Origin of the sequence: Sulfitobacter sp. TBRI5, from assembly GCF_051013555.1 — a bacterium.
Taxonomy (GTDB): domain Bacteria; phylum Pseudomonadota; class Alphaproteobacteria; order Rhodobacterales; family Rhodobacteraceae; genus JL08.
In genome coordinates, this window is the sequence record NZ_CP112884.1 from 303,472 (window position 1) to 325,836 (window position 22,365).

Sequence of the window (22,365 nt, forward strand, 5' to 3'; positions counted from 1 at the left end):
CCTGTTCCCGGAATGAATTTCCCTGATAGTCGCGAAAAAATTCCCTGTTATTCTGCGCAGGGAATTCTTGCGCAACGCATTGATAACGCGCACAGATTCATGGTGTAAAATCGCCAATAGGGCCGAAACCCAAAGGATTTCCCTGTTAATTCCCTGTTAGCAGGGAAATTTGACGCTAACCGAAGCGCCAGATGGTGCCTCCGGAGACAGTACACGGAAATCGCGCCAGCTCGGGAGATTGCGGTAGTCTCTCTGGCAGATGGCGCAACCCAAGCGCCCGATAAAACGGGGAAAAACAGGGAAAGAAGGACTGCGCTGACAGAGATAGGGGTGGGTGGCGGTGCTGTCAGACCAATTCGAACCCGTCTCGACAAGGACAGTGAGGCTGTCCCTTATGCCGCGCCGAGTCCTCGCCACTCGGCGAGAGCGTCGTCGCGGTTGAGCTTGAAGTTTTCGCGGGAGTAGAGGTGGCGCTCCTGATTGAATTGGTTGTAGACGGACGCATGAATAGCGGCGAGTTTCTACGAACTTCGCATGCTCCGGAACCACCCTGCCCGCTTCAAGCCGGTTTCCTCTGACAATGCCCTGCGTGCGCATGATGCTTGATCGGTGTGCAGGTTTGCGTCAAAATGAGAGTTACGGCGTTCTACTGAGGAATGTCGTTTGATTAGGCGGAAGAAACTGATGATCTTGCTGTCAAACGGCAGGTCACTTAGGGCATGTCGGCGTATCGGAGGATCAGAACAATGTGCGATATCTGTGTGATGAACAGCGTAAAAGAGAAGATGCTTTCACGCCGAAACTTCTTCAAGGGCACAGCGGCGGCCGCAGTGGGCGCAGCCGCTGCCGGCAGCTTTGTAACCAAGCCGGCGCTGGCGGCTGGTCATGGCGGTGTGGTCGACATGACCCACACGTTGTCGGGAACTTTTCCGACGTATTTCGGCGAGCCGGGATTTTCCACAGAACAGGTATTCAACTTCGCGGACAACGGGTTCAACCTTTATAACCTGAGCATCAATGAACATACCGGCACCCATATCGACGCGCCGTTGCACTTCAGCGCTGATGGCACTTCTGTCGACGAGATTCCGATCAGTGACCTGGTGGCGCCGCTCTGTGTCGTCGACATCGCAACGCGCGCAGCGGAAGATGCCGACGCACAGGTCACGCCGGACGATCTGAGCGCATGGATCGCGGCCAATGGTGATATCCCTGATGGAGCCTGCGTGGCGATGCATTCCGGTTGGGCCAGCAAGGTTGGCGGCGACGGGTTCCGCAATTTCGACGGGACGGCACAACATTATCCAGGTTTTCACGTCGAAGCAGTGGAGATGCTGATGGAGCAGACCGGCGCGCGGTCAATTGCTGTGGATACGTTGTCACTGGATCACGGCATGTCCGCAGATTTTGCGACTCATTACGCGTGGCTGCCGTCAGGCCGGTTCGGGATCGAATGCCTTGCAGGCCTCGATGCGGTTCCGGCGGCCGGGGCAACATTGATCATAGGGGCACCGAAACACGCTGGCGGCTCAGGTGGTCCAGCGCGCATCTTTGCAATGGTCTAACGCGTGGGCACCGTTCCGCTTTTGTCGGATGAGGAGGTCAGCGCGTCGGCGCTGGCCGTCTTCGACGATATCCGTGCCACACGCGGCAATGACTACATCAACAATTTCTGGCGCGCGCTGGCCCATGACCCGATCACGTTGCGTGCTACTTGGGACCGGCTCAAAGACGTTATGGCGCCTGGTGCTTTGGACCCGCTGGTGAAGGAATTGCTCTATATCGCGGTGTCCACGGCGAACGGGTGCAGCTATTGCATTCATTCTCATTCGGCGGCGGCCAAGGCCAAGGGTATGACGCCCGAGATGCAAAGCGAGTTGCTGTCCGTAATTGGCATGGCGATGCAGACCAACGGGCTGGTAACAGGGCTTCAGGTTGAGGTGGATGACGTATTCAAGGCGTGATCGGGCGCGAGCAAAAAGCGCCGAGCAATATGGGATGTGGTCGACCTTGTCCGATCAACAGGCTGCGGGAAGATCTTGGGAACCGAAAATTCCAACAGATTGACAGCCATGGATTGAACCGAGACAGTTTACGGTAGTCGGTAACGGTCTAAAGATCTCATCCCTTATGTCGCTTTCCACCTCTCGAGAGGACGACCCGCCGCCTGAATCACACCGTCGCAGTCGGCGGTGTCGACGTTTACCCGATCGGAGGATGCATCATGCCGCGCCCCGCGTTTGCCAACTGGCTTTCAGACACGAATGACATAACGCAGACTTTCCTTTCGGCGGGTCAGATCTCAGGTATGATCAACATGGCGGGTGGGCTGCCCGACCCGTCGACTTGGCCTGTCACGGACCTGTCGGCTCTCGCGGCTGCAGCTGTCGCTCAGCATCCTCACGAGGCGCTGGCCTACGCCCCGATCGAGGGTCTTCCCGTCCTGCGTGACCTGATCGCGCAACGCTTCTCCGTACCCGGTATGAGACTGGCCCGTGAAAACGTCCTGATTACAACTGGCGGAATGCAGGCGCTGGATCTGGTCGGAAAGGTTCTGCTCGAACTGGGCGGCCTGATAGCAGCGCAGAGCCCCACCTATCTTGGCGCATTGGACGCCTGGCGCCCGCGCCAGCCAATTTATCGACCGATGCGGCTGGAAGCGAATGACTTCGATCCTGTCACAGCGCTTACCGGCGTGCAGTTCGCCTACACAGTCCCTAATTTTTCGAACCCCTCGGGGCGGTTGGTCAGTCTGGCGGAGCGGCAGGCGCTGGTGGAGGCGGCTCACGTCACGGGAACATGGCTGGTCGAGGACGACCCCTACGGCACACTTTATTATGACAGTGCTCCGCTGCCGCGGATGCTTACACTTTCGGCACAGAGAGACGAGTGCATCTATGAAGGGCCGGTGATCTACATGGGCACGCTGTCGAAGGAACTCGCACCTGGCTTCCGCATCGGCTGGGTCGTCGCCGCGCCAGATATGATCACAACGCTGGTCACGGCGAAGCAGGGGTCGGATATGTCAACTTCGGGCCTGTCCCAGCGAATTGCGCACGACAGCTTCGCCAGCGGTCTGACCGACCGTGTTCTACCTGATATCCTGTCGCTTTATCGCGCACGGCGCGATGCGCTCTGTGCTGCTATGGACGCGCATCTGGACGAGCTGTTCGACTGGCAGGTTCCCTCCGGCGGCATGTTCGTCTGGGCGACAGCGCGGGATGCCAGTATGAACACCGACCATCTCCTGCGTGAGGCCTTGTTCCAGGGTGTCTGCGTTACCCCGAGCAGCGTCTTCGACCCTGAGGGCCAAAACCGCCGTTCCATTCGCATTAATTTCACGCTGAACGACCCAGATAAACTTGCTGAAGGCATCCGTCGTCTTGCGGTAGCGGCAAGAGCCACCCTCGCCAAGCCCGAATGACGTCGTCACTGTATCTTAAAATCGAAACGCAATAGGTGTTTTCTAGGTGGGTGCAGGACTGATAGACCACCGCCCTGCCCCGCTCAATAAATTTGTTCTCACAGCGCCCTAGAGGCATTGTCACTGTAACTCGACGCACGTGGTGAACTCAGGATAACGGCAGGGGAGGCATTGTCAGATTAAACGGCCTTGTCGGCCTCTTGCCGCCCGGAGCTTTGTATCTCCGTCACACCTTCCTTATTTGCGTGGACATCACCAAGCACCGCGACACGAAGGCAGCCGAAATTCCTAAAGTTTATCAAAGGAGCGACATCAAACCGTGCTAGGTCACTAAATAGCTGCACCGGCTCAGCGCGTAGGCGAAAGTCCGTCTGGCTTTCCCTTCTGCCCCGCGTTAAACTTTTCCTTGCATCAAGAGTTGGGACTGTCCTCAACACCAACCTGCTTCTCCAGCAAGGTGGTAGCCCACAACGGGCGATGCGGCCAATGGCAACAAAAGGAGACTTCCATGGCACAGTATTCCCATCCCAACTATCCGAACGCGACAGTTCCATGTCCTCATCTGGTGATCTGTCCCGTTTGCGGGTTCAAGCGAGCCGAAAGCCACATGCACATCATCGAATGGATTGCTTTCTGCATCAAGGATCAAGGTGGCTGCGGACACATCTGGTCGTTGGAAAGCGACGTGAGCTACGGATTTGCAAAGGATGTGAACCAATGAAAAGTAAGGTGCTGTCAGACAAATGCGAACCAGTCTCCGAATGGACAGTGACGCTGCCCCCTATGCCATGCAAAGACCGCGCCACTCAGCCAGAGCGGTGGCACGGTTGAGTTTGAAATTCGTTCGACTTGAGAGGCTGCGAACACAACATTTTTAGCTCAATTCTTGTAAAGTGATGGGGTTCACGCAATGGTGTCATGGCATAAGTTCACAAGAGTGGACGGATCAGACGCTGAGTAACTTGGATGAAAATGCAAGATACCCGAAACCAAACTAAGGAGTAGTTAGGTTATGCAGCTAAAGAAGAATTTGGCAATTGCGGCAGTTTTTCTTTCAGCTTCCGCTGCCCAAGCAGAAGACGCAGCGATTGTGCTGGGAAAATCAATTTATGATGAGCACTGTACAATTTGTCATGGAGACGATGGCAAAGGCGGCGGGCAACTCGGAGACTTGTTACCGGAAAGTCCTCCTGACCTGACAAAGATTTCTGAACGCTCCGAAGGCAGCTTCCCAATTGTTCGAACCTATAAAGTCATTGTAGGTGGCGTGGCGATACCTGCACATGGCGGTGCCGGTATGCCAGTTTGGGGCAGATACTTCATAGCCGACGCGTTGAAAGCTGAAGGGGCTTCAATGGTAGAAGCCGAACAGCAAGCAGCCGGTCGAGTTCTGTCAGTGGTTTATTACCTAGAGTCGATACAAGATTGATTTGCGGTTACTGCACCGCGCATAGCATTCGATGCCCCGTCACCAATTCTAGCGGCTTTTGAAAAGTTCGCTTTACTTGATGCATTGTTTCCAGAAGCATTGTCCCGTTTGGGTATAGCCTCTAAGGACCCCAAAAATGACACTGAAAACCTCCGATTAGAGTTCACGAATCACTTATAGGACATTATACTGTTATCGGACATTTAAATAGGACATATGGAGTTTGATATGAGTGAACTTATTGGATATGCGCGGGTTTCTTCCCGATCCCAATCTTTGGACGTACAAGAAGCCTCCCTGACGAACGCTGGTGTGAAACCAGAACATCTGTACATGGAAAAAGTGTCAGGCAGGAAACGTGAAGGACGGGCAGCTTTGGAAGACATGCTTGCCCGTGGAATCCGCAAGGGTGATACCGTTGTCTGCACGCGCCTTGACAGACTGGCACGTTCTACCCGTGATTTATTGCAGATCGCCCAGACCCTCGAAGACAAAGGCGTGAATTTAAAAGTACTGGAGCAACCAGTCGACACGACGAACGCTGCTGGAAAACTGTTCTTTACGATCCTTGGTGCCTTTGGGGAATTCGAAGCCTCAATACGTGCAGAACGCCAACGTGAAGGCATAGATGCGGCGCTGGCAAAAGGCACTGATAGCCCGTTCAAAGGTCGACCACCGACCATCGATGGGGAACAGGTTGCCGCAATGAAGTCCAATGGCATGTCACCATCTGCTATTGCCAAGCAGTTGGGCATCGCACGGTCGTCCGTCTACCGATATCTGAATACTTAGATGGGCGGAGACCCCAATGAATGACAGCTTTCACTCAAAGCCGACGTTCAAAAAAAACACGGGCAACGACCGCTCAGAGCCCATTCTGTGAATTCGATTTTCTCGCTGCGCCCGCTCGCAGCACAGATCATGCCGCAAGTGCAAAATCAACTGTGCTGCCACGCGGTGGGAAAACCGGCCATTCATGCAAGGCGCGGCAAGACCAGTTCGGCGAACTGGCAGACTGCGTGACAATGCGGACTTGTGCAGGTGCAGTTAGTGTTGAAGTGGAAAACCTTCACTCCTGAAGCATCGGTCAATTGGCAGCGCAGCACGGTTCATCGAACTGGTCGTTCAGCCGCTTCAATCTGAGCATTCCACAAACTGATCGTTCGCTGCAGTTTAGTTGAACAATCGAGACAGCGGTTAAACCAGCCTGATGTGCTTGGACCATAGTTTCTCTAATTTCTATGCTAGGAAAGTAAGCGTGGAGCGACGGTCTAAACGTAGAAGGCCCGAGTTTACAGATTGACGCCTGACCGGCGCAAACCGTCCAAGAAAAGCTCGCTGTGTTCTTCTTTGAGGAATGGATAGGAACTTGCAATTGCGTTGTAGTCCAATGGCAAGCCCATCTCTGACAGCTTTCTGGCAGCTTGCAGGGCTTCATCGCGATCGCCCGTCAATCCGGATAACGCAACCTGCCTTTGCAGTGCACGACCGTAGTATGGGTCGCACGATTGCGAAAGTCTCAGACGTTCGTTTGCCTTGTCAAATTGCTTGTCAAGCATATGCCAAAGTCCAAGGTCGGCTTCAATGACAGCGCGGTATGGGTAGGTTGGATCAACTCTAAACAGGCGCTCTTGGTAGGAGCGTGCCTTCTGCGGATTTCCCGAAAACCCTGTAATACAACCGCCGAAATGATAGTTCATTCCTGCACTCGGGTTAAGTTCGATCGCACGCTCCACATGCAACAACGCCATTTCATGGTTTTTGTTGGTCCAAAGCTCGCCTACCGCCGTCAGCGCGTGGGCAATCCAGGCACTGCGATCAATATCCAGCGCCCGCCGTGCAGCTTCAAGCGTGGGTGCAAAGGCTGAGGCGCTATCTGACGAAGAAAAACTGGCCATCGCCATTTGAAACTGGGCGGTGGCGATCAATGTATAAGGCAACACCCAATGCGGCGCGCGTTCAGCCGCATCGCGCGCCAATCGATCAGCCTCCACGAAGTCACTGCGCTTCCCGTTGCTGAGCAACGATGCCGCGCGCATCGTTAGCTCCCAAACGGTCATATCCCCCGGTGGTTTGCGAAGGAGGCGGCGGGCCTCAGCTCGTTCCAGTTCGGGGGACACACTGGAGGCAATCTGGCCTGCTATTTCCTCTTCGACGTCAAAAAGTTCGTCTATGTCACAGGCCAGACTGTCACTCCATATCTGTGTGTTTAAGTCGGTATCCGTCAGAGCAACCTGAATTTTCAATCGATTACCGGCGCGTCTGAAAGTGCCGTGAACCAAATACCTTGCGCTCAGAAGTGTTCCAATCTCTTGCGCACTCATTTCGGGTGCATTTACACGCGCCGTCGACTGTCGAGAGATCACTGGAAAATATCTCCATGCAGACAAGGCTGCGACTAATTCGTCTGTGATGGCAGTTTCAAGTTGGCTGGACTGACCCTCACCTGAAATATCTTCGAATTTAAGAACTGCAACTGCCGGTCTGGCGAAAGCATCGGTTTGCTCGGCTGCGTTGGAAACAGCTTCATCCGGAAGGGTTGCTGATGTAACCGAGTTGCTTGCTTCTACTTCGCCAACAAACCGCAATCCCCGCCGTTGGACGGTCTTGATGAACTTCTGCGTGGACCCATCATCACCAATCGCCTTTCGCGCATCGCGAACACAACCGGACAATGCCGCATCCGAAACAATCCGATCTCCCCAGAGTTCCGCAAAAATTTCATCCTTGCTCACCAGACGATTGTTGACACTGACAAGGAGTTTAAGAAGATCGAATACTTGGGGTTCAATGCGCACGGGTTGTCCTGCACATCTGAGTTCAGCACGCTCTGCGTCCAGTTCAAATTCATCAAATGCGTAGTTCATGTCGGCTCCCATTTGGCACGACAATACGCCCGTTTCCTAATTTCGCCAAGGAAATGAAGATCGCGCTTTTCCTTTGAAATCCGTCATCATGGGCGGAAATTCAGAAAAACCCAGAGATTCACCACAAGATACTCAGGCCTCCCCCAAGTTTGCGGATCCGCTCCGAGTTAGCACTTCTCCATAGCAACAACCCTTTGGAGATGACCATGAACCAGCAAACAAATTTCCCAGCCACACCAGAAACCTCACCATTGGTGACGTTCTGGAACGAGGTGCTTGCACCGAAATTTACCATGTACCGGCACATTCTAGTGGACGGTCTGTCGCGTCACAGCGCCGCAATCTTGCCAACCCTTCAAATCGCGCCCGGGGATCGCATCCTTGATGTTGGCTGTGGATTTGGGGACACCGCTATTGCTTTGGGCAACCGCGTTGGGTCAACGGGTTCCGTAATGGGCGTGGATTGCTGCGAGGCCTTCATTACCCAAGCTTGGGACCACGCCGAAAAGAACTGGGCAGAGAACGTACGGTTTGCCGTAGGCGATGTTGAACGCGGCGTGGATGGCGCACCATATGATTTTGTGTTCGCCCGCTTTGGCACTATGTTCTTTGCCAATCCCGTCGCTGGCTTGCGTGCCATGCGGGTTGCGCTGAAGCCCGGTGGCAAGATGGCGCATATTGTCTGGCGTGATCGCAAATATAATCCGTGGTTGAACGCAGCCAAAGATATTGTGCAGCAGTTTTTGCCAAAACCGGGCGAAGATGCGCTGACCTGTGGCCCCGGCCCATTCTCAATGTCTGATGAACGCAATACGCGCGCCAAGATGGAAGCGGCTGGCTTTACCGACATTCGATTCAAGCGCATCGACGCGAAAGTGATGGTGGGGCGCAACGTTCAAGAAGCGATTGCGTTTCAACTTGCCCTCGGCCCCGCCGGAGAGACCTTCCGCGAAGCCGGCGACCTTGGCGAAGAGAAACGCGAAGAAATCGAAGCCGCATTGGCAGAGATGTTTTCCCATGCCGAAACAACAGCCGATGGCCTGTGGATGGACAGCTCTTCCTGGCTGATTACCGCACGCAATCCCGCCTGATCCGAGCAACCCAACGCTACGACCAATAACTTTAACAAACACCCTGAAAGGGACTACCAATGACACAAGTACAAGAAGTAACCGCCAACAACGGCGTGAACACCGAAGCCTTGATCGGCGCGCGCGGCGCATTTACCCAAACGCCTGAGGCTGCAGCCTTCACTTTCCGCAGCACCTGCGACTGGATCGAAGGCACCTACAGTAGCAATACGATCAACGGATACTTCGGGCTCGGTGAAGAGCAGACGCGCAAGCAGATGTTCACCATCGAATCCGATCATCCTGAGGTGTTTGCGGCTGCAGATCGCGCTGCAACGCCAACAGAGATCGTGCTGAGCGCTCTGGCAAGCTGCCTGACCGGCAGCGTGGCCTCCGTCGCGCAGCATCGCGGCATCCAGCTGCATTCAGTGCGGGCCATTGTCGAAGGCGACGTCGATGTGCGAGGCATACTTGGCATGGACGGTGATATTCGCAACGGCTTCTCGGACGTGCGCGTCTCGTTCGAGGTTGATGCAGATGCCAGCGCGGAGGACGTCAGTGCGTTGGTCGCACAATCACAAAAACGCTCTGCACTGTTCGACATCCTGACGAACCCCACCAACGTCACTGTCAGCGTTGCCTGACCTGTAGGGCCCCGCGTGAAAGACATTCGGGGTCCCACTTGGATTTCTTGAGATACCGTGAGGATTTTTAGATGCGACACATAGATACTCTTGTCATCGGTGCCGGTCAGGCCGGCCTCGCGATGAGCCATTGCCTGAGCCAGCGCGGTGTTGCGCATGTTGTTATCGAGCGTGGCGAGGTCGCTAATTCATGGGCGACCGAACGCTGGGACAGTCTGCGCCTGCTGACCCCGAACTGGCAAAGTCGCCTTCCGGGCTATGCCTACGAGGGCGATGATCCTGACGGATTCATGTCGATGACTGATGTGGTTTCCTATCTCAGGGGCTACGCCGCACAGGGTACAATGCCGATTGAAAGCCGCACGCGGGTTTTGTCGGTCATTGCCGAGGGCCAAGGCTACCGCGTGTCAACGAACCGTGGCGACTGGCTGTGCCGGAATGTCGTCATGGCAAATGGTGCCTGCGCTGTTGCGTCAACCCCCAAGATGGCGGCTGCGCTGCCTGTCGGTCTTGCCCAAGTTACCCTGCTGGCCTACCGCGCGCCGCGGCAACTGCGCAAAGGTGGTGTTCTGGTCGTAGGAGCATCCGCCAGTGGCGTGCAGATTGCGTCGGAACTGGCCCAAGCGGGGCATGCCGTGACGATTTCTGCGGGCCATCACATTCGCATGCCACGCAACTACCGCGGGCGCGACATCCAATGGTGGATGGACCGCAGCGGCGTGCAGGATCAAGGCATAGGCGATGTCGACAACATTACCCGCGCCCGCAGTGTGCCATCCCTGCAACTTGTCGGGGATGCGAACATTCCGTTGATGGATTTCAACCACCTGCAGGGTCTTGGGTGCACAATTACGGGCAGGTTGGCTGCTGTCAGGGACGGCGTCGCCCTGTTCTCTGGCGGGTTGGCCAACGCCTGCGCCCTTTCGGACCTCAAGATGCGGCGTTTGCTGCGCAGCTTTGATGCCTTTGCGCAAGAAACAGGTGTTGCGGGTTTGTCTCCTCCTGAACACATCTGCGCAACCGCTCTGCCTCAGCGACCCGACCTGAGCCTTGATTTGACCAGTGGAGCAATTCGCACGGTTGTCTGGGCAACCGGGTTTCGGCCCGATTTTAGCTGGCTAAAGATGCCTGTTTTCGACCGCAAAGGGCAGCTTTTGCACGATGAGGGCCGCGTCGCCGACGGGCTTTATGTCCTTGGCCAGCCCTTCCTGCGCAAACGTAAATCCGCGCTGATTGACGGTGTCGGGGACGACGCGATCATCCTGTCGGACCAGATTGCCCGACGTAGTCACCAAATGGTGGCTTAACCAGAAAGGACCAACAAGATGAACATTCAAACCCCCTCCAAGGCGATACCTCAAGCTACGGATTCGGAGATCCGCATTGCCCAGAACAAAGTGATCGACCGCCTGAGTGCAAATCCGGCGGTGGCGGTTACCACAAACGCACTGACAGCCCATGTCGGAGACGGTCTGACCTGCGCTGTCCAGCAAGGTAAATTCAGGACAGTGATGGATCTGGGACCAGCAATGGGCGGTGCTGCACGCGGACCCGGACCCGGTTTTATCGCCAAGGCGGGTATCGCTGGCTGCATCGCCATTGGCGTCAAAATGGCGGCAGCCCGCGAAGGGATCGAAATCCAAAGCGTTGATCTGCGTCTTGAGACGGTATCGGACGACCTTGCCATCTTTGGGCTGGGTGACAACCGCGCTGCACCTCGTGAAACGCGGATCAGCCTTGATGTGCGATCAGGCGCACCCGATTTGGTCATTGAGGCTTTGGTCGCGAACGTCCTTGAATGCAGCCCTTGGTTTCTCGCCCTGCGCGATCCGCAGAACGTCACAGTCACGACCACCGTCAACAATCTGAACAGGAGCGGTTCATCATGAATGCGATTGCCCAACCATCCCGCAATTTGTCGATCTTTGACAAATATGGCGGCATCAGGATCCTGCGTCACGTGATCATGGATTACTATGATCGCGTGCTCGACAGCGATGTGATCGGCCATTTCTTTGAAGACACGGATATGGTCAAGCTGATCGATCACCAGACAAAGTTCTTCACGATGGTGCTCGGAGGTCCTGCGCATTTCTCTGATGCGCGTCTTGCCAGCGCGCACAAACATATGCGCCTGAGCCACGTGGAATTCGACGAGGCAGTTTTGCTGCTAAATGAAACGCTTGCCGATGCGCATTTTGCACAGGATGACCAGAATACTGTCATCGCTGCCATAGAGGCGCGCCGCAGAATACTTGTCGCGTGAGGGCTTGATATGTTGATCAATACAAATTGCACCGGTTTGCTGGATTCGATGGCAATGGGCGTCTGTGTAGCGGAGGCAGATACCGGGAGCGTTCTGTTTTGCAACGACCTGTTTTCGACGTGGTTTGCCGATGTGCGCGTCGAGGCAATATTGCATGAAACTCTGCCGGACATGACATCCGATGAGTTGGCGGGGATGATCAATGGGACGAGCATCGAAGTGAAGGCCAAAGTAAAACGGCGCAGTTTGATCATCGAGATGAAAGCCCGCAAAATCGCTCTCGATGGCAAGGAAGTTTTGGTTCTCGAAGGCCAGAACGTTTCTCGGCTACATGAAAGTGAGGCCATGATCGACAGCTACGCCGCGATTGTGGAACGTCGGACACGCGATCTGGAACGCGAAAAGGTGCGGGTCGAAAAGCTGTTGCTGAATATCATGCCCCGGTCAGTATATGAGGAGTACATGTCGTTTGGATCAGTCGCGCCGCGCCTCTTTGATCCGGTCAGCGTGCTGATGCTCGACTTTGTGGGTTTCACAGAGATGTCCGTTTCTGCCGACCCCAATGTCACCGTGGCTGAGTTGAACGATATCTTTACAGCATTTGACCGGATTGGTGAACTTTACGGCTGCGAGCGGATCAAGACGATTGGTGATTGCTATCTTGCGATCACAGGGTTGCCACACGCGACCCCAGAGCATGCAGTAGCCGCCGCAAAATGTGCCTCGAAGATGGTCCGCTACCTTGAGCGACGCAATACAACCCACGAGCATCAGTGGCGGGCACGTATCGGTGTTGCTTCGGGAAAAGTCGTGGGGTCCGTCGTTGGTGTTCAGAAGTACATCTATGACGTCTTTGGGCCAGCAGTGAATCTCGCAGCACGCTTGCAGGCCCATTCAGCGCCGATGGAGATCACCGTCTGCCAGAACGCTTCGCAGGAGTTGCAGGACAGTTTTGATTTCAATCGTCAAAGAACCGAAACGCTGAGGGGGTTCGGAGAAATCGAGGTGGCGTCGATCATCAGGCGGCGTCGGGAAGGAAGCACTGAAGTGAAAGGCAACCCTGGCGGTACCGTAGAAATAGCAGCGACTATTTGAGGGAAGATCATCGCCACGCAGTACAGCAGCGATGTTTCGTTTGGCGAAACTTTAGAAGTAGGCCGATTCCATTTGTCAGGCTGATCCGCCGAAGCAGCGAAAATTTAAATACTATGGATTCATAGGCTCAAAATCATGGCAAGATACCATAAACGCTATGTGCGAGACATGCGGCCAAATGCGGGAATACTTGCTAAAACTGGCCACTGCCGCGCGCGTAGCGAAATGGCACTTTTCTTGCTAACTGTGAATTCGACCATGAGACGGCGAAAGCTCGGGTTGAAATCCACCGAGGATGGTAACTTTGAATGGCGGCTTTTACGACGCTGGCTGCATCGTAGCAATAAATCTTGATGCAACTGCAGGGAAATGCTGCGTGAGCAATACCCGATCTGCGCGGTGACGGCGAGGTGCAACAAGCGGCCAAATATCTGGTGCAGCGACTGCGCAAACAGGACCCGGACCTGCTGCGCACAATCCTCGCATCAGGAACCGTCGCCCCTCAAGAGATCCGCCTGACCCTCGACAAGAAAGTTGTGGCAACCAGTCTCGGGGTCGCGGAGCGTGACCTTGCCACAGATCTTTGCGATATTCAGGCACCGCTTCAACTGCGCCGCCGCGGGGTCGAAGCCAGGCTGGTTATCGGAGAAAGCCGGCCCACGCCCGATGCCATCCTGACGCAGGCGCTGAGGGAGGCGCATCACTGGGCGCAGGCTCTAAAAAATGGGACACCTTTGAAGAGCATCGCCGCCGAGACGAACTGCACAGGCGCCTTCATCCGCAAACGCGGCCAGCTGGCCTTTCTGTCGCCCAGGATCCAGGTCGCCATTCGCGATGGAACCCTACCGCCGAACATCACAACGGACCATATTTTGCGCCAGCGCATCCCGCTTGACTGGATGATGCAGGAGCGGATGTTTGAGGTGTAAGTCAGCCCGGTTGATGGCTTCAGAAATGAAGCGCCGCTTACGACAATCAAATTCCCTGCAAATTCCCTGCTCGGGTTCCAGGGAATTACCTTATAAGCACATGAAAACACTTGCGTATTGAAGATCTGGACGCGCCCGATTGGGCAAAATTTGAAAAAATTCCCTGCAAATTCCCTGCTGGCAGGGAAATCTCACCTCAAAAGCGCACCGCGAATTGCACCCGACAGAGACGCAAGCCACATTCGCGCCTCATCCGTCTCCCGGAACCGTCTCCATACAGAAAAACTCCGTGCAAACCGCCGGAAAATAGGCGATAAAATCGCAATAAAAGTGTTTATTTTCATGTACTTAGGTGGGTGGCGGAGACGAAGGGATTCGAACCCTCGAGACCCTTCCGGGCCTACTCCCTTAGCAGGGGAGCGCCTTCGACCACTCGGCCACGTCTCCGCTGACCCGTTTATCGGGCGCGCCTGCGAGAAACAAGGCGAAAAAGGTACCGGCTTTCAATTCGGGTTTGTGAGGGCAAATACACTGACCCGCCGCACATGACGCGGCGGGTAATCGTTGGATTTTATCGCGACTGTGGACGCGCTTTCGGGAACGGCCAGGTGCGGTGCCACCGGCATTCGCTCACGGTTTTCAACACAGGAGTGAACGGATGTGTTTTGCGCTTTGCGCCGGTCCATAGAAACTTGGACGTGGCAAAAGGAGCATTTGAACATGGGCATTCAAAACCGGATACTTGGCTTGATCCTGATTACAACCGGCAGTCTGGCGCAGACCTCAGCGACAGCAGACCCGATCAACACGGTCATCCCGCCCCTGTGGGCAAGCGTGGAACAGAACGACCAATTGATGAAATGGTGCCGTGGCGGCCCCGGGCAGCCACCAACCTTTGAATGTGAAAGCGGGCGGCGCTAAACGCCCGCTTCCGCAATAAAAACACCCCGATCAGGTGTTGAACAGGAAATGCAGGACGTCACCGTCCTTGACGATATAGGTCTTGCCCTCGGCGCGCATCTTGCCCGCTTCCTTGGCGGCCTGTTCGCCCCCCAGCGCGACAAAATCGTCATAGCCGATGGTTTCGGCGCGGATAAATCCGCGTTCGAAATCGCCGTGGATCACACCGGCGGCCTGTGGCGCGGAAGTGCCCTGTCTGATGGTCCAGGCGCGGGCCTCTTTCGGGCCAACGGTAAAATAGGTTTCCAGATGCAACAGGTCATAGCCAGCGCGGATCAACCGATCCAGCCCGGCCTCTTTCAAACCCATTTCCGTCAGAAACATCTCGGCCTCTTCGGGATCAAGCTGGCTGATTTCTTCCTCGATCTGGGCCGAGATAATCACGTGGGCGTTGCCCTGCGCTGCCGCCATCTCGGCAACGGCGGCGGAATGCGCGTTGCCCTCTGCCGCATCCGCTTCGCCCACGTTGCAGACATATAGTACCGGCTTGGCCGTCAGAAGCTGTAGCATTTTCCATGCCTTGGCGTCTTCGGCATCCACGGACACCGTGCGCGCGGGGTGTCCGTTTTCCAGCGCCTCCAGCGCCATTTTCAAAAGACGCTCCTGCGCCACGGCCTCTTTGTCGCCACCCCGAACCTTGCGCACCAGCCCCTGAAGCCGCTTTTCGATGCTTTCGATATCGGCCAGCATCAGTTCGGTTTCGATGGTTTCCGCGTCCGATACCGGATCAACACGCCCTTCCACATGGGTTACATCGCCGTCTTCAAAACAGCGCAGTACATGGGCAATGGCATCCACTTCGCGGATGTTGGCCAGAAACTGGTTGCCCAGCCCCTCGCCCTTGGATGCGCCTTTGACCAGACCGGCAATATCGACGAATGTCATGCGCGTTGGGATGATCTGTTTGGATTTCGCAATCACGGCCAGTTTGTCCAGCCGATCATCGGGCACACCCACTTCACCGACATTGGGTTCGATCGTACAGAACGGAAAATTCGCCGCCTGCGCCGCCGCGGTGCGGGTCAGCGCGTTAAACAGCGTGGATTTGCCGACATTCGGCAGCCCGACGATCCCCATTTTAAAGCCCATTACGCTCTCCTTGATAGCAGTTGGCCGCTTCTAGTGCGCAGACCCGACGGGCGCAAGCCACGCCGCGCCGCGGGATTTTTTCCAAACGCTGCGTCAAAACTCTTTGCAAGAGTTTTCGCGCCCGAGCATTGATTTTCCCGCAGTCTTTGTGCATTGCAAAACGACTGTTTCAAAAGGCCTGATCATGACCCGTATAGATGCCAAATTCGCCGAACTTGCTGCTGCCGGAAAAAAGGCGTTTGTCGCCTATGTGATGGCGGGCGATCCCGATTACGACACATCGCTTGAGGTGGTGCGCGGCCTGCCCGCCGCAGGGGTGGATGTTATCGAACTGGGGTTGCCCTTTACCGATCCGATGGCAGACGGGCCTACCATCCAGTTGGCCGGTCAGCGCGCGCTGGAAGGCGGCATGACATTGCAGAAGACGCTGGATATGGCGGCGGCGTTTCGCGAACAGGACGATACAACCCCGATTGTGCTGATGGGCTATTACAACCCGATCTACAGTCGCGGTGTCGAAACCTTTCTGAAAGACGCCAAAGCCGCCGGCATTGACGGTCTGATCATTGTCGATCTGCCCCCCGAAGAAGATGCGGAACTGTGCATTCCGGCACAAAAGGCGGGGTTGAACTTTATCCGTCTGGCCACCCCAACAACCGATGATAAACGCCTGCCCCGCGTGCTGCAAAACACATCCGGTTTTGTCTATTACGTGTCGATAACCGGTATCACCGGCGCAGCCGAGGCATCGGCCACCGATGTCGGGCCGGAAGTGGCGCGGATCAAATCGGCCACAGATCTGCCGGTCATTGTCGGGTTCGGCATCAACACGCCCGAAAAATCACAGGCGATCGCGTCCGTGGCGGACGGGGCGGTTGTAGGGTCGGCGATAGTTGCAAAAATCGGGGCGGGTGAAACACCACAACAGGTTCTGGCCTTTGTCAAAACCCTGTCGGACGGGGCGCACCGGGCCTAGGATACACGGTCGCGCAAGGCATCTATGCTGGTGCGCACCTCTTGCAACAGTGGCAAAAGGGCCGCAATTCTGTCGGGCGGAATGTCCTGCGCCAGTTCCTGAAACAGCGGCACCATCCGTTTGATCGTTTCATCGCGAAAACTGCGCCCTTTCGGCGTCAGCCAGACCTGCTTTGATCGTTTGTCATCGGGATTGGGGCGCATTTCGACCAACCCATGTTTTTCCAGACCCGCCAGCGTATGTGTCATCGTCGTCTTGGGTACCTGAAACGCATTGGCCAGAACCAGCGGCGTCTGGCCGTCCGCAACCCGTATCAGGTGGTTGACCACTCCGAAATGCGAGGCCAGCAACCCATCCGGCAGACGCGCCTCAAGAAAGGTTCGGCTGATCTGTTCGATAATGCCGATTTCATTGAACAGCGCAAAATAGGCGCCGGCATCCTGTTCATCCATTGCGTATCTTTGCCTCCAGCGGCCAGCGCGGGCTGTGCCCGACACTTGGCCCGTAGCCCAGTCTGCCCAACATTTGCACAGTGCCGCCATCCGGCGCCAGTTGCAAATGCACCGCATCATACCAAGCAGCCATTTCGGGGTATTCCTGAAGGGCCTGGCTTATCGGTTGAACATCCAGCCCCATCGCTGTGGCGGCAAGGTTCAGGCGCACCCAGTCGCGACCGGCGGCAATCTGATCATTGCGCGTGTTTGTCGCCGTTACCTGCCAGATATAGGCCATGCCCGTGCGCGCCACATCCTGCACCATTTGAACCGCAGACGTATAGGAATACCCCGCGCGGTCCAGTGATCCTTCGCGGGTGAACAGGCCGGTCAGATGCAGCGCTTCGAACATCGGACCGGAAAAATCCAGACCGTCCGGGTTTGCATTCACTTCGCGGTGGCCGATCCGGAACAGATCGACGCTTTCCCGGTAGGCCGAGGGCGTTTCGAACTCTTTCAGGAAGGCGTTGGCCGTCAGATCGCGCAATTGCGCAACCCGCGCGGTGTCGTTTGTGGTTTCTACACCCGTCGTTGCGCGAACCGACTTGCGCAGTGTCGCCAGCACTTCGTCTGATACCGGGCGCGCGGTGTCATAGGGTTCTTTCACAGACCGGCGGTGCAGTATCTGGGCAAACAGGTCCGGTTCCGCCAGCGACGTGTCAGGCACAAAACGGGCGATGGCAACCGGGCGGCGATCAAGGCTGTCGGCCTCTGTTCCTTCGGGGAACAGATCGAAATGCACGCGGTATCCGTCTTGCGCCGCCGAAAGCGCCAGCAGTTCCAGAAAACAGCCCAGCCCGATGACAATCTGGCGGCTGAACGGATCGGTGTGGGGTAACAACCTGTCCGTATCGACATAAAGGGTTGCCTGATCCGGTGTGTCCAGATCCACGATCCAGGGCTGCATGTTATGCGGGTTCGGCGCCAGAATGGCATAGCTTAACGCGCGTTTGCGCGGATCGGTGTACTGCCCGGCGGCGGCCCATGGCGCAACCGCATCCTTTGGGGTTCGGGTGATTGCGAAACCGGCGGCGCCGGTTGCGGCCAGCAGGGATCCACCTCCGATAAGGGCCAGTGTTTTTCGACGGGACAGGATCATGATCAAGCACTCTATTTAATACGATATCGCACTATATAGTACGACTTCGCACTACCTTCAAGTGCATTTGTCGCGTTGCCAAAAATTCGGGCGATTGGTAATGAAGATTTACCAATCTTTGGAAAAGGCCGCTCTCAATGCCAGTCATCACCACAATTGACGATCTCAAGAAACTGTATGCGCGCCGCGCGCCCCGCATGTTTTACGACTATGCGGAATCGGGCAGCTGGACAGAGCAGACCTTTCGCGAAAACAGTTCCGATTTCGATCAGTTGCGCCTGCGCCAGCGGATCGCGGTGGACATGACAGGGCGCACTACCGCCAGCCAGATGATCGGACAGGACGTTGCAATGCCCGTGGCGCTGGCCCCTGTCGGACTGACCGGCATGCAATCGGCCGATGGGGAGATCAAGGCCGCCCGCGCCGCCGAAGAGTTCGGTGTGCCCTTTACCCTGTCCACCATGTCGATCTGCTCGATCGAGGATGTCGCCGAAAACACCACCAAACCGTTCTGGTTTCAGGTCTATACACTGAAAGACGATGATTTCATGCGCCGCCTGATCGCGCGCGCCAAGGATGCGGGATGTTCCGCGCTGGTCATTACCGTTGATCTGCAAATCATGGGCCAGCGCCACAAGGATCTGAAAAACGGCCTGTCCGCCCCACCCAAGCTGACGGTCAAATCCATCGCCAACATGATGACAAAGGTGCGTTGGGGCCTGGGCATGCTGGGCACCAAACGGCGGTTCTTTGGCAACATCGTCGGCCACGCTGCCGGCGTCACCGATCCCGGCTCGCTGTCATCGTGGACAGCCGAAGCCTTTGATCATTCGCTTGACTGGAAGCGGATCGAAGAACTGATTTCGATGTGGGACGGCAAGGTGATCCTCAAGGGTATTCTGGACGCCGAAGACGCCAAAATGGCTGCCAAGGTCGGGGCTGACGCGATCATCGTGTCAAACCATGGCGGCCGTCAGCTTGATGGTGCGCTCAGCTCGATCCGGATGCTGCCTGCGATCCTTGATGCGGTGGGCGACAGCGTCGAGGTGCATCTTGATAGCGGCATCCGCTCTGGTCAGGACGTGTTAAAGGCGTTGGCGATGGGGGCCAAGGGTACCTATATCGGGCGCGCCTTTGTCTACGGTCTGGGCGCGATGGGACAGGAAGGGGTGACAGCCGCGCTGAATGTGATCCACAGGGAACTGGATCTCACAATGGCGCTGGTCGGGCACCGCGACGTCAAGAACCTCAGCCGCAAGGATCTTCTTATTCCGCGGGATTTCGAAGGCCGTTGGCAAGACTAGCGCAGGCAGGCTAGAACAGGGGCATGTTGGTTTTCTCCGATCAGTCGCTGGCGTTTCTTGCCGTGCCCAAAACCGGCACGACGGCTGTGGAAATGGCGCTGAAACCGCGCGCCGATATCGTATTTACCAAGCAGCGCAAACACATGACGGCCCAGCGGTTTCACACCAGGATCGCCCCGTTTCTGCGCGACACTTTCGATCTGGTGCCAGACCGCGTGGCGGTGATCCGCGACCCTGTCGATCAGATCCGCAGCTGGTACAGATACCGCAACGGTCCGCGCCGCGCCGGCACGGCACGCAGCACGAACGGATGCAGTTTCAATGATTTTGTGCTGGCAGTGATTTCCAAAAATCCCCCCGCCTTTGCCGGCATCGGCAGCCAGTATAATATGCTGACATCGGGCAATCTGAACAAAGAGGGTGATCTTCTGGTGCATCACCTGTTCGCCTATGATCACCAGCCGTTGTTTCGCAGTTTTCTGTCAGACCGGTTCGGCAAAGAGATTGTTCTGAAACAGAAAAACGTATCACCCGACGCACATGCCCCGCTTGATCCTGATATCGAGGCGCAGTTGCGCAAGGCGCGCGCGCGGGAATTCGCGCTTTATGATCAGGTCATGCAGGCAGGGGGCCATCTGGTCAGCAGGGTAGAGGGATAGCTACCCGCGCACTGCGACCCGCCGCGCCAGAAGCGGAACCAGAAACGCCGCGACCAGAACCAGCCAGACCGACACCAGCAGGAACGCAACCGACAGGCTGAACGCCTCGGATGCAAAGCCGATCATGGCTGGCCCGATGAAATAGGCACCATATCCGATCAGCGATGTGCGCGACAGCGCATGCACCCGCGCATCGGGCGGCACCACACGCCCCACCAGCGCCAGCGCCAGCGGCATGACCACGGAAATGCCAAGGCCCATGATCCCGAACCCGAAATAGGCCACCAGAATATTGGGCGCAAACGCCGCCAGCGCCAGACCTGCGGCAGAGATCAGGCAGGCCACAGTGATCATCACCGTATCGCGTACCCGCGCCGCTAGCACATGGCCAAACAGCCGCCCGAACCCCATGGTCAGGCCCAGAACGGCCGGACCGAACGACCCTTCGGCGGCCCCTGCCCCCAATGTGCGTTCCAGATGCAGCGCAGACCAGCCTTCGGTGGCCTGTTCGGCCATCAGCGCCGCCAACACCACCAGCCCGCCGATCCAGACAATGCCGCGCGGCGCCGGGTGCATGTCCAGCACTGTATCCTGCGGCGTGATTTTGTGCGGCGCGCGCATCCACAGGCACATCAGCAGGATCGCGCCGCAGATGATCGAAAAAATCGTCACCGGGCCCAGCCCCGCCTCGCGTGCAAACCCGGTCAAAATCGCGGCCCCCGCGTAAGCGAACGAAAAAATCGCATGGTTCAGGTTCATCAGGGACCGGCGCGCGGCGCTTTCGGTTTCCGAAATCCGCGCATTCATCAACACATCGGCGATTCCCGTTCCCGCCGAAACCATCATCAGCCCGAACGTGAAAAACCAGATGCCCTGCGCATATCCCGGCAACAACAAAGCCACAGCCATCGCCGCCGTACATACCTGAAGCGATGCCGCCCTGAACACCCGGTCAAACAGCGGCGCCAGCCACATCGCGCTCAGCGCGCCCAGACTGGCAACAAGGGAAATCAGGCCCAGATCCGCATCACTTGCCTTGATTTGTGCTTTTAGATCAGGGATTTGCGCCGATATACCGGCCCAGACCAGACCGATTGCGATAAAGCCCAGCAAAGGCGCGCGGCTGATCCTGATATCGGTTCTGATTGACATGGCGCCACACCTGCCACGCGCCCTGAACCAAAGCCAAGCAAAAAGAGCGCTGCGGCCTCTTTTCAACACCGCAAATCCCGTCTATACGCGCGCTTTCACGCGGGGCTACAGCCTTGGAGGAGTCCCGCCCTTATCAAATTGGAGATTAACATGGCTGGAGAGATCCCTGATCTTGAAGTCCTGGAACGTACGGGGACAGGCAAGGGCGCCGCTCGTCAGGCTCGTCGCGACGGGATGGTTCCCGGAGTTGTTTATGGCGGTGGCGCAGACCCCGTTGCAATCAACGTTCCTTTTAACGCCCTGCTGAAAAAGCTGAAGCAGGGGCGTTTTCTGTCGACGCTGTTCAACCTGAAAATGGACGGCCACGATGATGTGCGCGTGATCTGCCGCAACGTCCAGCGTGATGTTGTAAAAGACCTGCCGACGCATCTGGACCTGATGCGCCTGAAGCGCACGACCCAGATCAATCTGTTCATTCACGTGAACTTTGAAAACGAAGACCAGTGCCCCGGCCTGAAACGCGGTGGCGTTCTGACGGTTGTGCGCCCCGAGGTTGAACTCAAGGTGACCGCGGGCGACATCCCCGAAAGCCTGACCGCAGACCTGACCGGTCTGGATGTGGGCGACACGATCACGATTTCGTCGATCACGCTGCCCGCCGGTGCAAAGCCGACAATCGACCGCGACTTTGTGATCGCAAACATCGCAGCACCATCCGGCCTGCGCGCGTCTGACAACGAAGACGAGGACGAAGCCGAAGAAGTCGCTGCAGACGAAGTCGAGGCGACACAACAGTCCGACGAATGATCTGACGACAGACATGACAGATGAAAACGGAGCCTCTGGGCTCCGTTTTTTGTTTGACCACTGGAAAATCCCGCCATTTACGGGCATGACAGGGTCAAACC

23 protein-coding genes, 1 tRNA gene, 1 pseudogene and 1 riboswitch are annotated in these 22,365 nt (G+C 56.5%); of the genes and pseudogenes, 18 read left to right on the forward strand and 7 right to left on the reverse strand.

Going from position 1 to position 22,365, the window contains the following annotated elements:
* Positions 1–392: 392 nt before the first annotated feature.
* A pseudogene (locus tag OLX72_RS01605) lies at positions 393–521 on the reverse strand (IS6 family transposase); the annotation flags it as partial.
* Positions 522–746: 225 nt separating this feature from the next.
* Here OLX72_RS01605 and OLX72_RS01610 point away from each other — a divergent pair.
* From OLX72_RS01610 to OLX72_RS01635, 6 genes are all read left to right on the forward strand, one after another.
* Entirely contained in the window at positions 747–1,565 is an 819-nt protein-coding gene (locus OLX72_RS01610; RefSeq protein ID WP_114870383.1) for a cyclase family protein, read from the forward strand.
* Positions 1,566–1,568: 3 nt separating this feature from the next.
* Positions 1,569–1,964: a carboxymuconolactone decarboxylase family protein gene (locus OLX72_RS01615; RefSeq protein ID WP_114870384.1), complete on the forward strand. Its 396-nt coding sequence runs from the start codon at positions 1,569–1,571 to the stop codon at positions 1,962–1,964.
* A 260-nt stretch (positions 1,965–2,224) separates the two neighbouring features.
* Complete coding sequence (locus OLX72_RS01620; protein ID WP_433989640.1) at positions 2,225–3,424, forward strand: PLP-dependent aminotransferase family protein; 1,200 nt, start codon at positions 2,225–2,227, stop codon at positions 3,422–3,424.
* Between the two features lie 403 nt (positions 3,425–3,827).
* Positions 3,828–3,931, forward strand: a riboswitch (SAM-I-IV-variant riboswitch).
* A gap of 1 nt (position 3,932) precedes the next feature.
* Complete coding sequence (locus tag OLX72_RS01625; protein ID WP_433989641.1) at positions 3,933–4,145, forward strand: hypothetical protein; 213 nt, start codon at positions 3,933–3,935, stop codon at positions 4,143–4,145.
* 291 nt (positions 4,146–4,436) lie between these two features.
* Positions 4,437–4,853, forward strand: coding sequence for a c-type cytochrome (locus OLX72_RS01630; protein WP_433989642.1), 417 nt, complete (start codon positions 4,437–4,439; stop codon positions 4,851–4,853).
* 228 nt (positions 4,854–5,081) lie between these two features.
* Positions 5,082–5,645 carry a recombinase family protein gene (locus OLX72_RS01635; RefSeq protein WP_433989643.1) on the forward strand — a complete coding sequence of 188 codons (564 nt, stop codon included), beginning with the start codon at positions 5,082–5,084 and terminating at the stop codon, positions 5,643–5,645.
* 500 nt (positions 5,646–6,145) lie between these two features.
* Here OLX72_RS01635 and OLX72_RS01640 read toward each other — a convergent pair whose 3' ends face one another.
* Positions 6,146–7,720 (reverse strand): winged helix-turn-helix domain-containing protein, encoded by a 1,575-nt coding sequence (locus OLX72_RS01640; protein ID WP_433989644.1) that lies wholly within the window; start codon positions 7,718–7,720, stop codon positions 6,146–6,148.
* 206 nt (positions 7,721–7,926) lie between these two features.
* Between OLX72_RS01640 and OLX72_RS01645 the strand changes: the two genes are divergently transcribed.
* The 7 genes from OLX72_RS01645 (at position 7,927) to OLX72_RS01675 (ending at position 13,724) form a co-directional block, all read left to right on the forward strand.
* On the forward strand, positions 7,927–8,811 hold the full coding sequence (locus OLX72_RS01645; RefSeq protein ID WP_205388959.1) for a class I SAM-dependent methyltransferase: 885 nt from the start codon (positions 7,927–7,929) through the stop codon (positions 8,809–8,811).
* A 59-nt stretch (positions 8,812–8,870) separates the two neighbouring features.
* On the forward strand, positions 8,871–9,434 hold the full coding sequence (locus OLX72_RS01650; protein ID WP_114870847.1) for an OsmC family protein: 564 nt from the start codon (positions 8,871–8,873) through the stop codon (positions 9,432–9,434).
* Between the two features lie 71 nt (positions 9,435–9,505).
* Positions 9,506–10,741, forward strand: a complete 1,236-nt coding sequence (locus OLX72_RS01655) for an NAD(P)-binding domain-containing protein (protein ID WP_433989645.1) — start codon at positions 9,506–9,508, stop codon at positions 10,739–10,741.
* Positions 10,742–10,759: 18 nt separating this feature from the next.
* The gene (locus tag OLX72_RS01660) at positions 10,760–11,323 is read left to right on the forward strand and encodes an OsmC family protein (RefSeq protein WP_114870845.1); all 564 of its coding nucleotides are present in this window, start codon (positions 10,760–10,762) and stop codon (positions 11,321–11,323) included.
* On the forward strand, positions 11,320–11,700 hold the full coding sequence (locus tag OLX72_RS01665) for a group I truncated hemoglobin (RefSeq protein WP_162798281.1): 381 nt from the start codon (positions 11,320–11,322) through the stop codon (positions 11,698–11,700). Before OLX72_RS01660 ends, OLX72_RS01665 begins: the two co-directional genes overlap by 4 nt.
* Positions 11,701–11,709: 9 nt before the next feature.
* A complete protein-coding gene (locus tag OLX72_RS01670; RefSeq protein ID WP_114870843.1) occupies positions 11,710–12,795 on the forward strand; it encodes an adenylate/guanylate cyclase domain-containing protein in 1,086 nt (361 codons plus the stop codon).
* A 410-nt stretch (positions 12,796–13,205) separates the two neighbouring features.
* The gene (locus OLX72_RS01675) at positions 13,206–13,724 is read left to right on the forward strand and encodes a hypothetical protein (protein WP_433989646.1); all 519 of its coding nucleotides are present in this window, start codon (positions 13,206–13,208) and stop codon (positions 13,722–13,724) included.
* A 357-nt stretch (positions 13,725–14,081) separates the two neighbouring features.
* Here OLX72_RS01675 and OLX72_RS01680 read toward each other — a convergent pair.
* Positions 14,082–14,171 (reverse strand) — tRNA-Ser (locus OLX72_RS01680).
* A gap of 273 nt (positions 14,172–14,444) precedes the next feature.
* Between OLX72_RS01680 and OLX72_RS01685 the strand changes: the two genes are divergently transcribed.
* Complete coding sequence (locus OLX72_RS01685; RefSeq protein ID WP_114869135.1) at positions 14,445–14,645, forward strand: hypothetical protein; 201 nt, start codon at positions 14,445–14,447, stop codon at positions 14,643–14,645.
* Between the two features lie 30 nt (positions 14,646–14,675).
* Here the strand turns inward: OLX72_RS01685 and ychF are convergent, their stop codons facing one another.
* On the reverse strand, positions 14,676–15,773 hold the full coding sequence (ychF, locus tag OLX72_RS01690; protein ID WP_433989647.1) for a redox-regulated ATPase YchF: 1,098 nt from the start codon (positions 15,771–15,773) through the stop codon (positions 14,676–14,678).
* A gap of 184 nt (positions 15,774–15,957) precedes the next feature.
* On the opposite strand from ychF, the gene trpA reads away from it, so the two are divergent.
* Positions 15,958–16,749, forward strand: coding sequence for a tryptophan synthase subunit alpha (gene trpA, locus OLX72_RS01695; RefSeq protein WP_114872099.1), 792 nt, complete (start codon positions 15,958–15,960; stop codon positions 16,747–16,749).
* On the opposite strand, the gene OLX72_RS01700 is transcribed toward trpA, so the two are convergent.
* Together OLX72_RS01700 and OLX72_RS01705 are read right to left on the reverse strand one after the other, a co-directional pair.
* Positions 16,746–17,201, reverse strand: a complete 456-nt coding sequence (locus OLX72_RS01700) for a MarR family winged helix-turn-helix transcriptional regulator (RefSeq protein WP_433989648.1) — start codon at positions 17,199–17,201, stop codon at positions 16,746–16,748. The genes trpA and OLX72_RS01700 overlap by 4 nt on opposite strands.
* The gene (locus OLX72_RS01705) at positions 17,194–18,342 is read right to left on the reverse strand and encodes an Acg family FMN-binding oxidoreductase (RefSeq protein ID WP_433989649.1); all 1,149 of its coding nucleotides are present in this window, start codon (positions 18,340–18,342) and stop codon (positions 17,194–17,196) included. Before OLX72_RS01705 ends, OLX72_RS01700 begins: the two co-directional genes overlap by 8 nt.
* Positions 18,343–18,479: 137 nt before the next feature.
* Between OLX72_RS01705 and OLX72_RS01710 the strand changes: the two genes are divergently transcribed.
* Both OLX72_RS01710 and OLX72_RS01715 read left to right on the forward strand, forming a co-directional pair.
* Positions 18,480–19,646, forward strand: a complete 1,167-nt coding sequence (locus OLX72_RS01710; protein ID WP_433989650.1) for an alpha-hydroxy acid oxidase — start codon at positions 18,480–18,482, stop codon at positions 19,644–19,646.
* Positions 19,647–19,669: 23 nt separating this feature from the next.
* A complete protein-coding gene (locus OLX72_RS01715) occupies positions 19,670–20,305 on the forward strand; it encodes a sulfotransferase family 2 domain-containing protein (protein ID WP_114869131.1) in 636 nt (211 codons plus the stop codon).
* On the opposite strand, the gene OLX72_RS01720 is transcribed toward OLX72_RS01715, so the two are convergent.
* Positions 20,306–21,457 carry an MFS transporter gene (locus OLX72_RS01720; protein WP_114869130.1) on the reverse strand — a complete coding sequence of 384 codons (1,152 nt, stop codon included), beginning with the start codon at positions 21,455–21,457 and terminating at the stop codon, positions 20,306–20,308.
* 150 nt (positions 21,458–21,607) lie between these two features.
* On the opposite strand from OLX72_RS01720, the gene OLX72_RS01725 reads away from it, so the two are divergent.
* On the forward strand, positions 21,608–22,264 hold the full coding sequence (locus tag OLX72_RS01725) for a 50S ribosomal protein L25/general stress protein Ctc (protein WP_114869129.1): 657 nt from the start codon (positions 21,608–21,610) through the stop codon (positions 22,262–22,264).
* Positions 22,265–22,365 lie beyond the last annotated feature (101 nt).

Bases quoted from the DNA above. Each gene is read 5' to 3' on its own strand.
- OLX72_RS01720 (WP_114869130.1), bottom strand. From the start codon at position 21,457: ATGTCAATCAGAACCGATATCAGGATCAGCCGCGCGCCTTTGCTGGGC.
- ychF (WP_433989647.1), bottom strand. From the start codon at position 15,773: ATGGGCTTTAAAATGGGGATCGTCGGGCTGCCGAATGTCGGCAAATCC.
- OLX72_RS01625 (WP_433989641.1), top strand. From the start codon at position 3,933: ATGGCACAGTATTCCCATCCCAACTATCCGAACGCGACAGTTCCATGT.
- OLX72_RS01645 (WP_205388959.1), top strand. From the start codon at position 7,927: ATGAACCAGCAAACAAATTTCCCAGCCACACCAGAAACCTCACCATTG.
- OLX72_RS01700 (WP_433989648.1), bottom strand. From the start codon at position 17,201: ATGGATGAACAGGATGCCGGCGCCTATTTTGCGCTGTTCAATGAAATC.
- OLX72_RS01635 (WP_433989643.1), top strand. From the start codon at position 5,082: ATGAGTGAACTTATTGGATATGCGCGGGTTTCTTCCCGATCCCAATCT.
- OLX72_RS01650 (WP_114870847.1), top strand. From the start codon at position 8,871: ATGACACAAGTACAAGAAGTAACCGCCAACAACGGCGTGAACACCGAA.
- OLX72_RS01670 (WP_114870843.1), top strand. From the start codon at position 11,710: ATGTTGATCAATACAAATTGCACCGGTTTGCTGGATTCGATGGCAATG.
- OLX72_RS01630 (WP_433989642.1), top strand. From the start codon at position 4,437: ATGCAGCTAAAGAAGAATTTGGCAATTGCGGCAGTTTTTCTTTCAGCT.
- OLX72_RS01620 (WP_433989640.1), top strand. From the start codon at position 2,225: ATGCCGCGCCCCGCGTTTGCCAACTGGCTTTCAGACACGAATGACATA.
- OLX72_RS01665 (WP_162798281.1), top strand. From the start codon at position 11,320: ATGAATGCGATTGCCCAACCATCCCGCAATTTGTCGATCTTTGACAAA.
- OLX72_RS01660 (WP_114870845.1), top strand. From the start codon at position 10,760: ATGAACATTCAAACCCCCTCCAAGGCGATACCTCAAGCTACGGATTCG.
- OLX72_RS01715 (WP_114869131.1), top strand. From the start codon at position 19,670: ATGTTGGTTTTCTCCGATCAGTCGCTGGCGTTTCTTGCCGTGCCCAAA.
- OLX72_RS01710 (WP_433989650.1), top strand. From the start codon at position 18,480: ATGCCAGTCATCACCACAATTGACGATCTCAAGAAACTGTATGCGCGC.
- OLX72_RS01725 (WP_114869129.1), top strand. From the start codon at position 21,608: ATGGCTGGAGAGATCCCTGATCTTGAAGTCCTGGAACGTACGGGGACA.
- OLX72_RS01655 (WP_433989645.1), top strand. From the start codon at position 9,506: ATGCGACACATAGATACTCTTGTCATCGGTGCCGGTCAGGCCGGCCTC.
- OLX72_RS01640 (WP_433989644.1), bottom strand. From the start codon at position 7,720: ATGAACTACGCATTTGATGAATTTGAACTGGACGCAGAGCGTGCTGAA.
- OLX72_RS01705 (WP_433989649.1), bottom strand. From the start codon at position 18,342: ATGATCCTGTCCCGTCGAAAAACACTGGCCCTTATCGGAGGTGGATCC.
- OLX72_RS01685 (WP_114869135.1), top strand. From the start codon at position 14,445: ATGGGCATTCAAAACCGGATACTTGGCTTGATCCTGATTACAACCGGC.
- trpA (WP_114872099.1), top strand. From the start codon at position 15,958: ATGACCCGTATAGATGCCAAATTCGCCGAACTTGCTGCTGCCGGAAAA.
- OLX72_RS01610 (WP_114870383.1), top strand. From the start codon at position 747: ATGTGCGATATCTGTGTGATGAACAGCGTAAAAGAGAAGATGCTTTCA.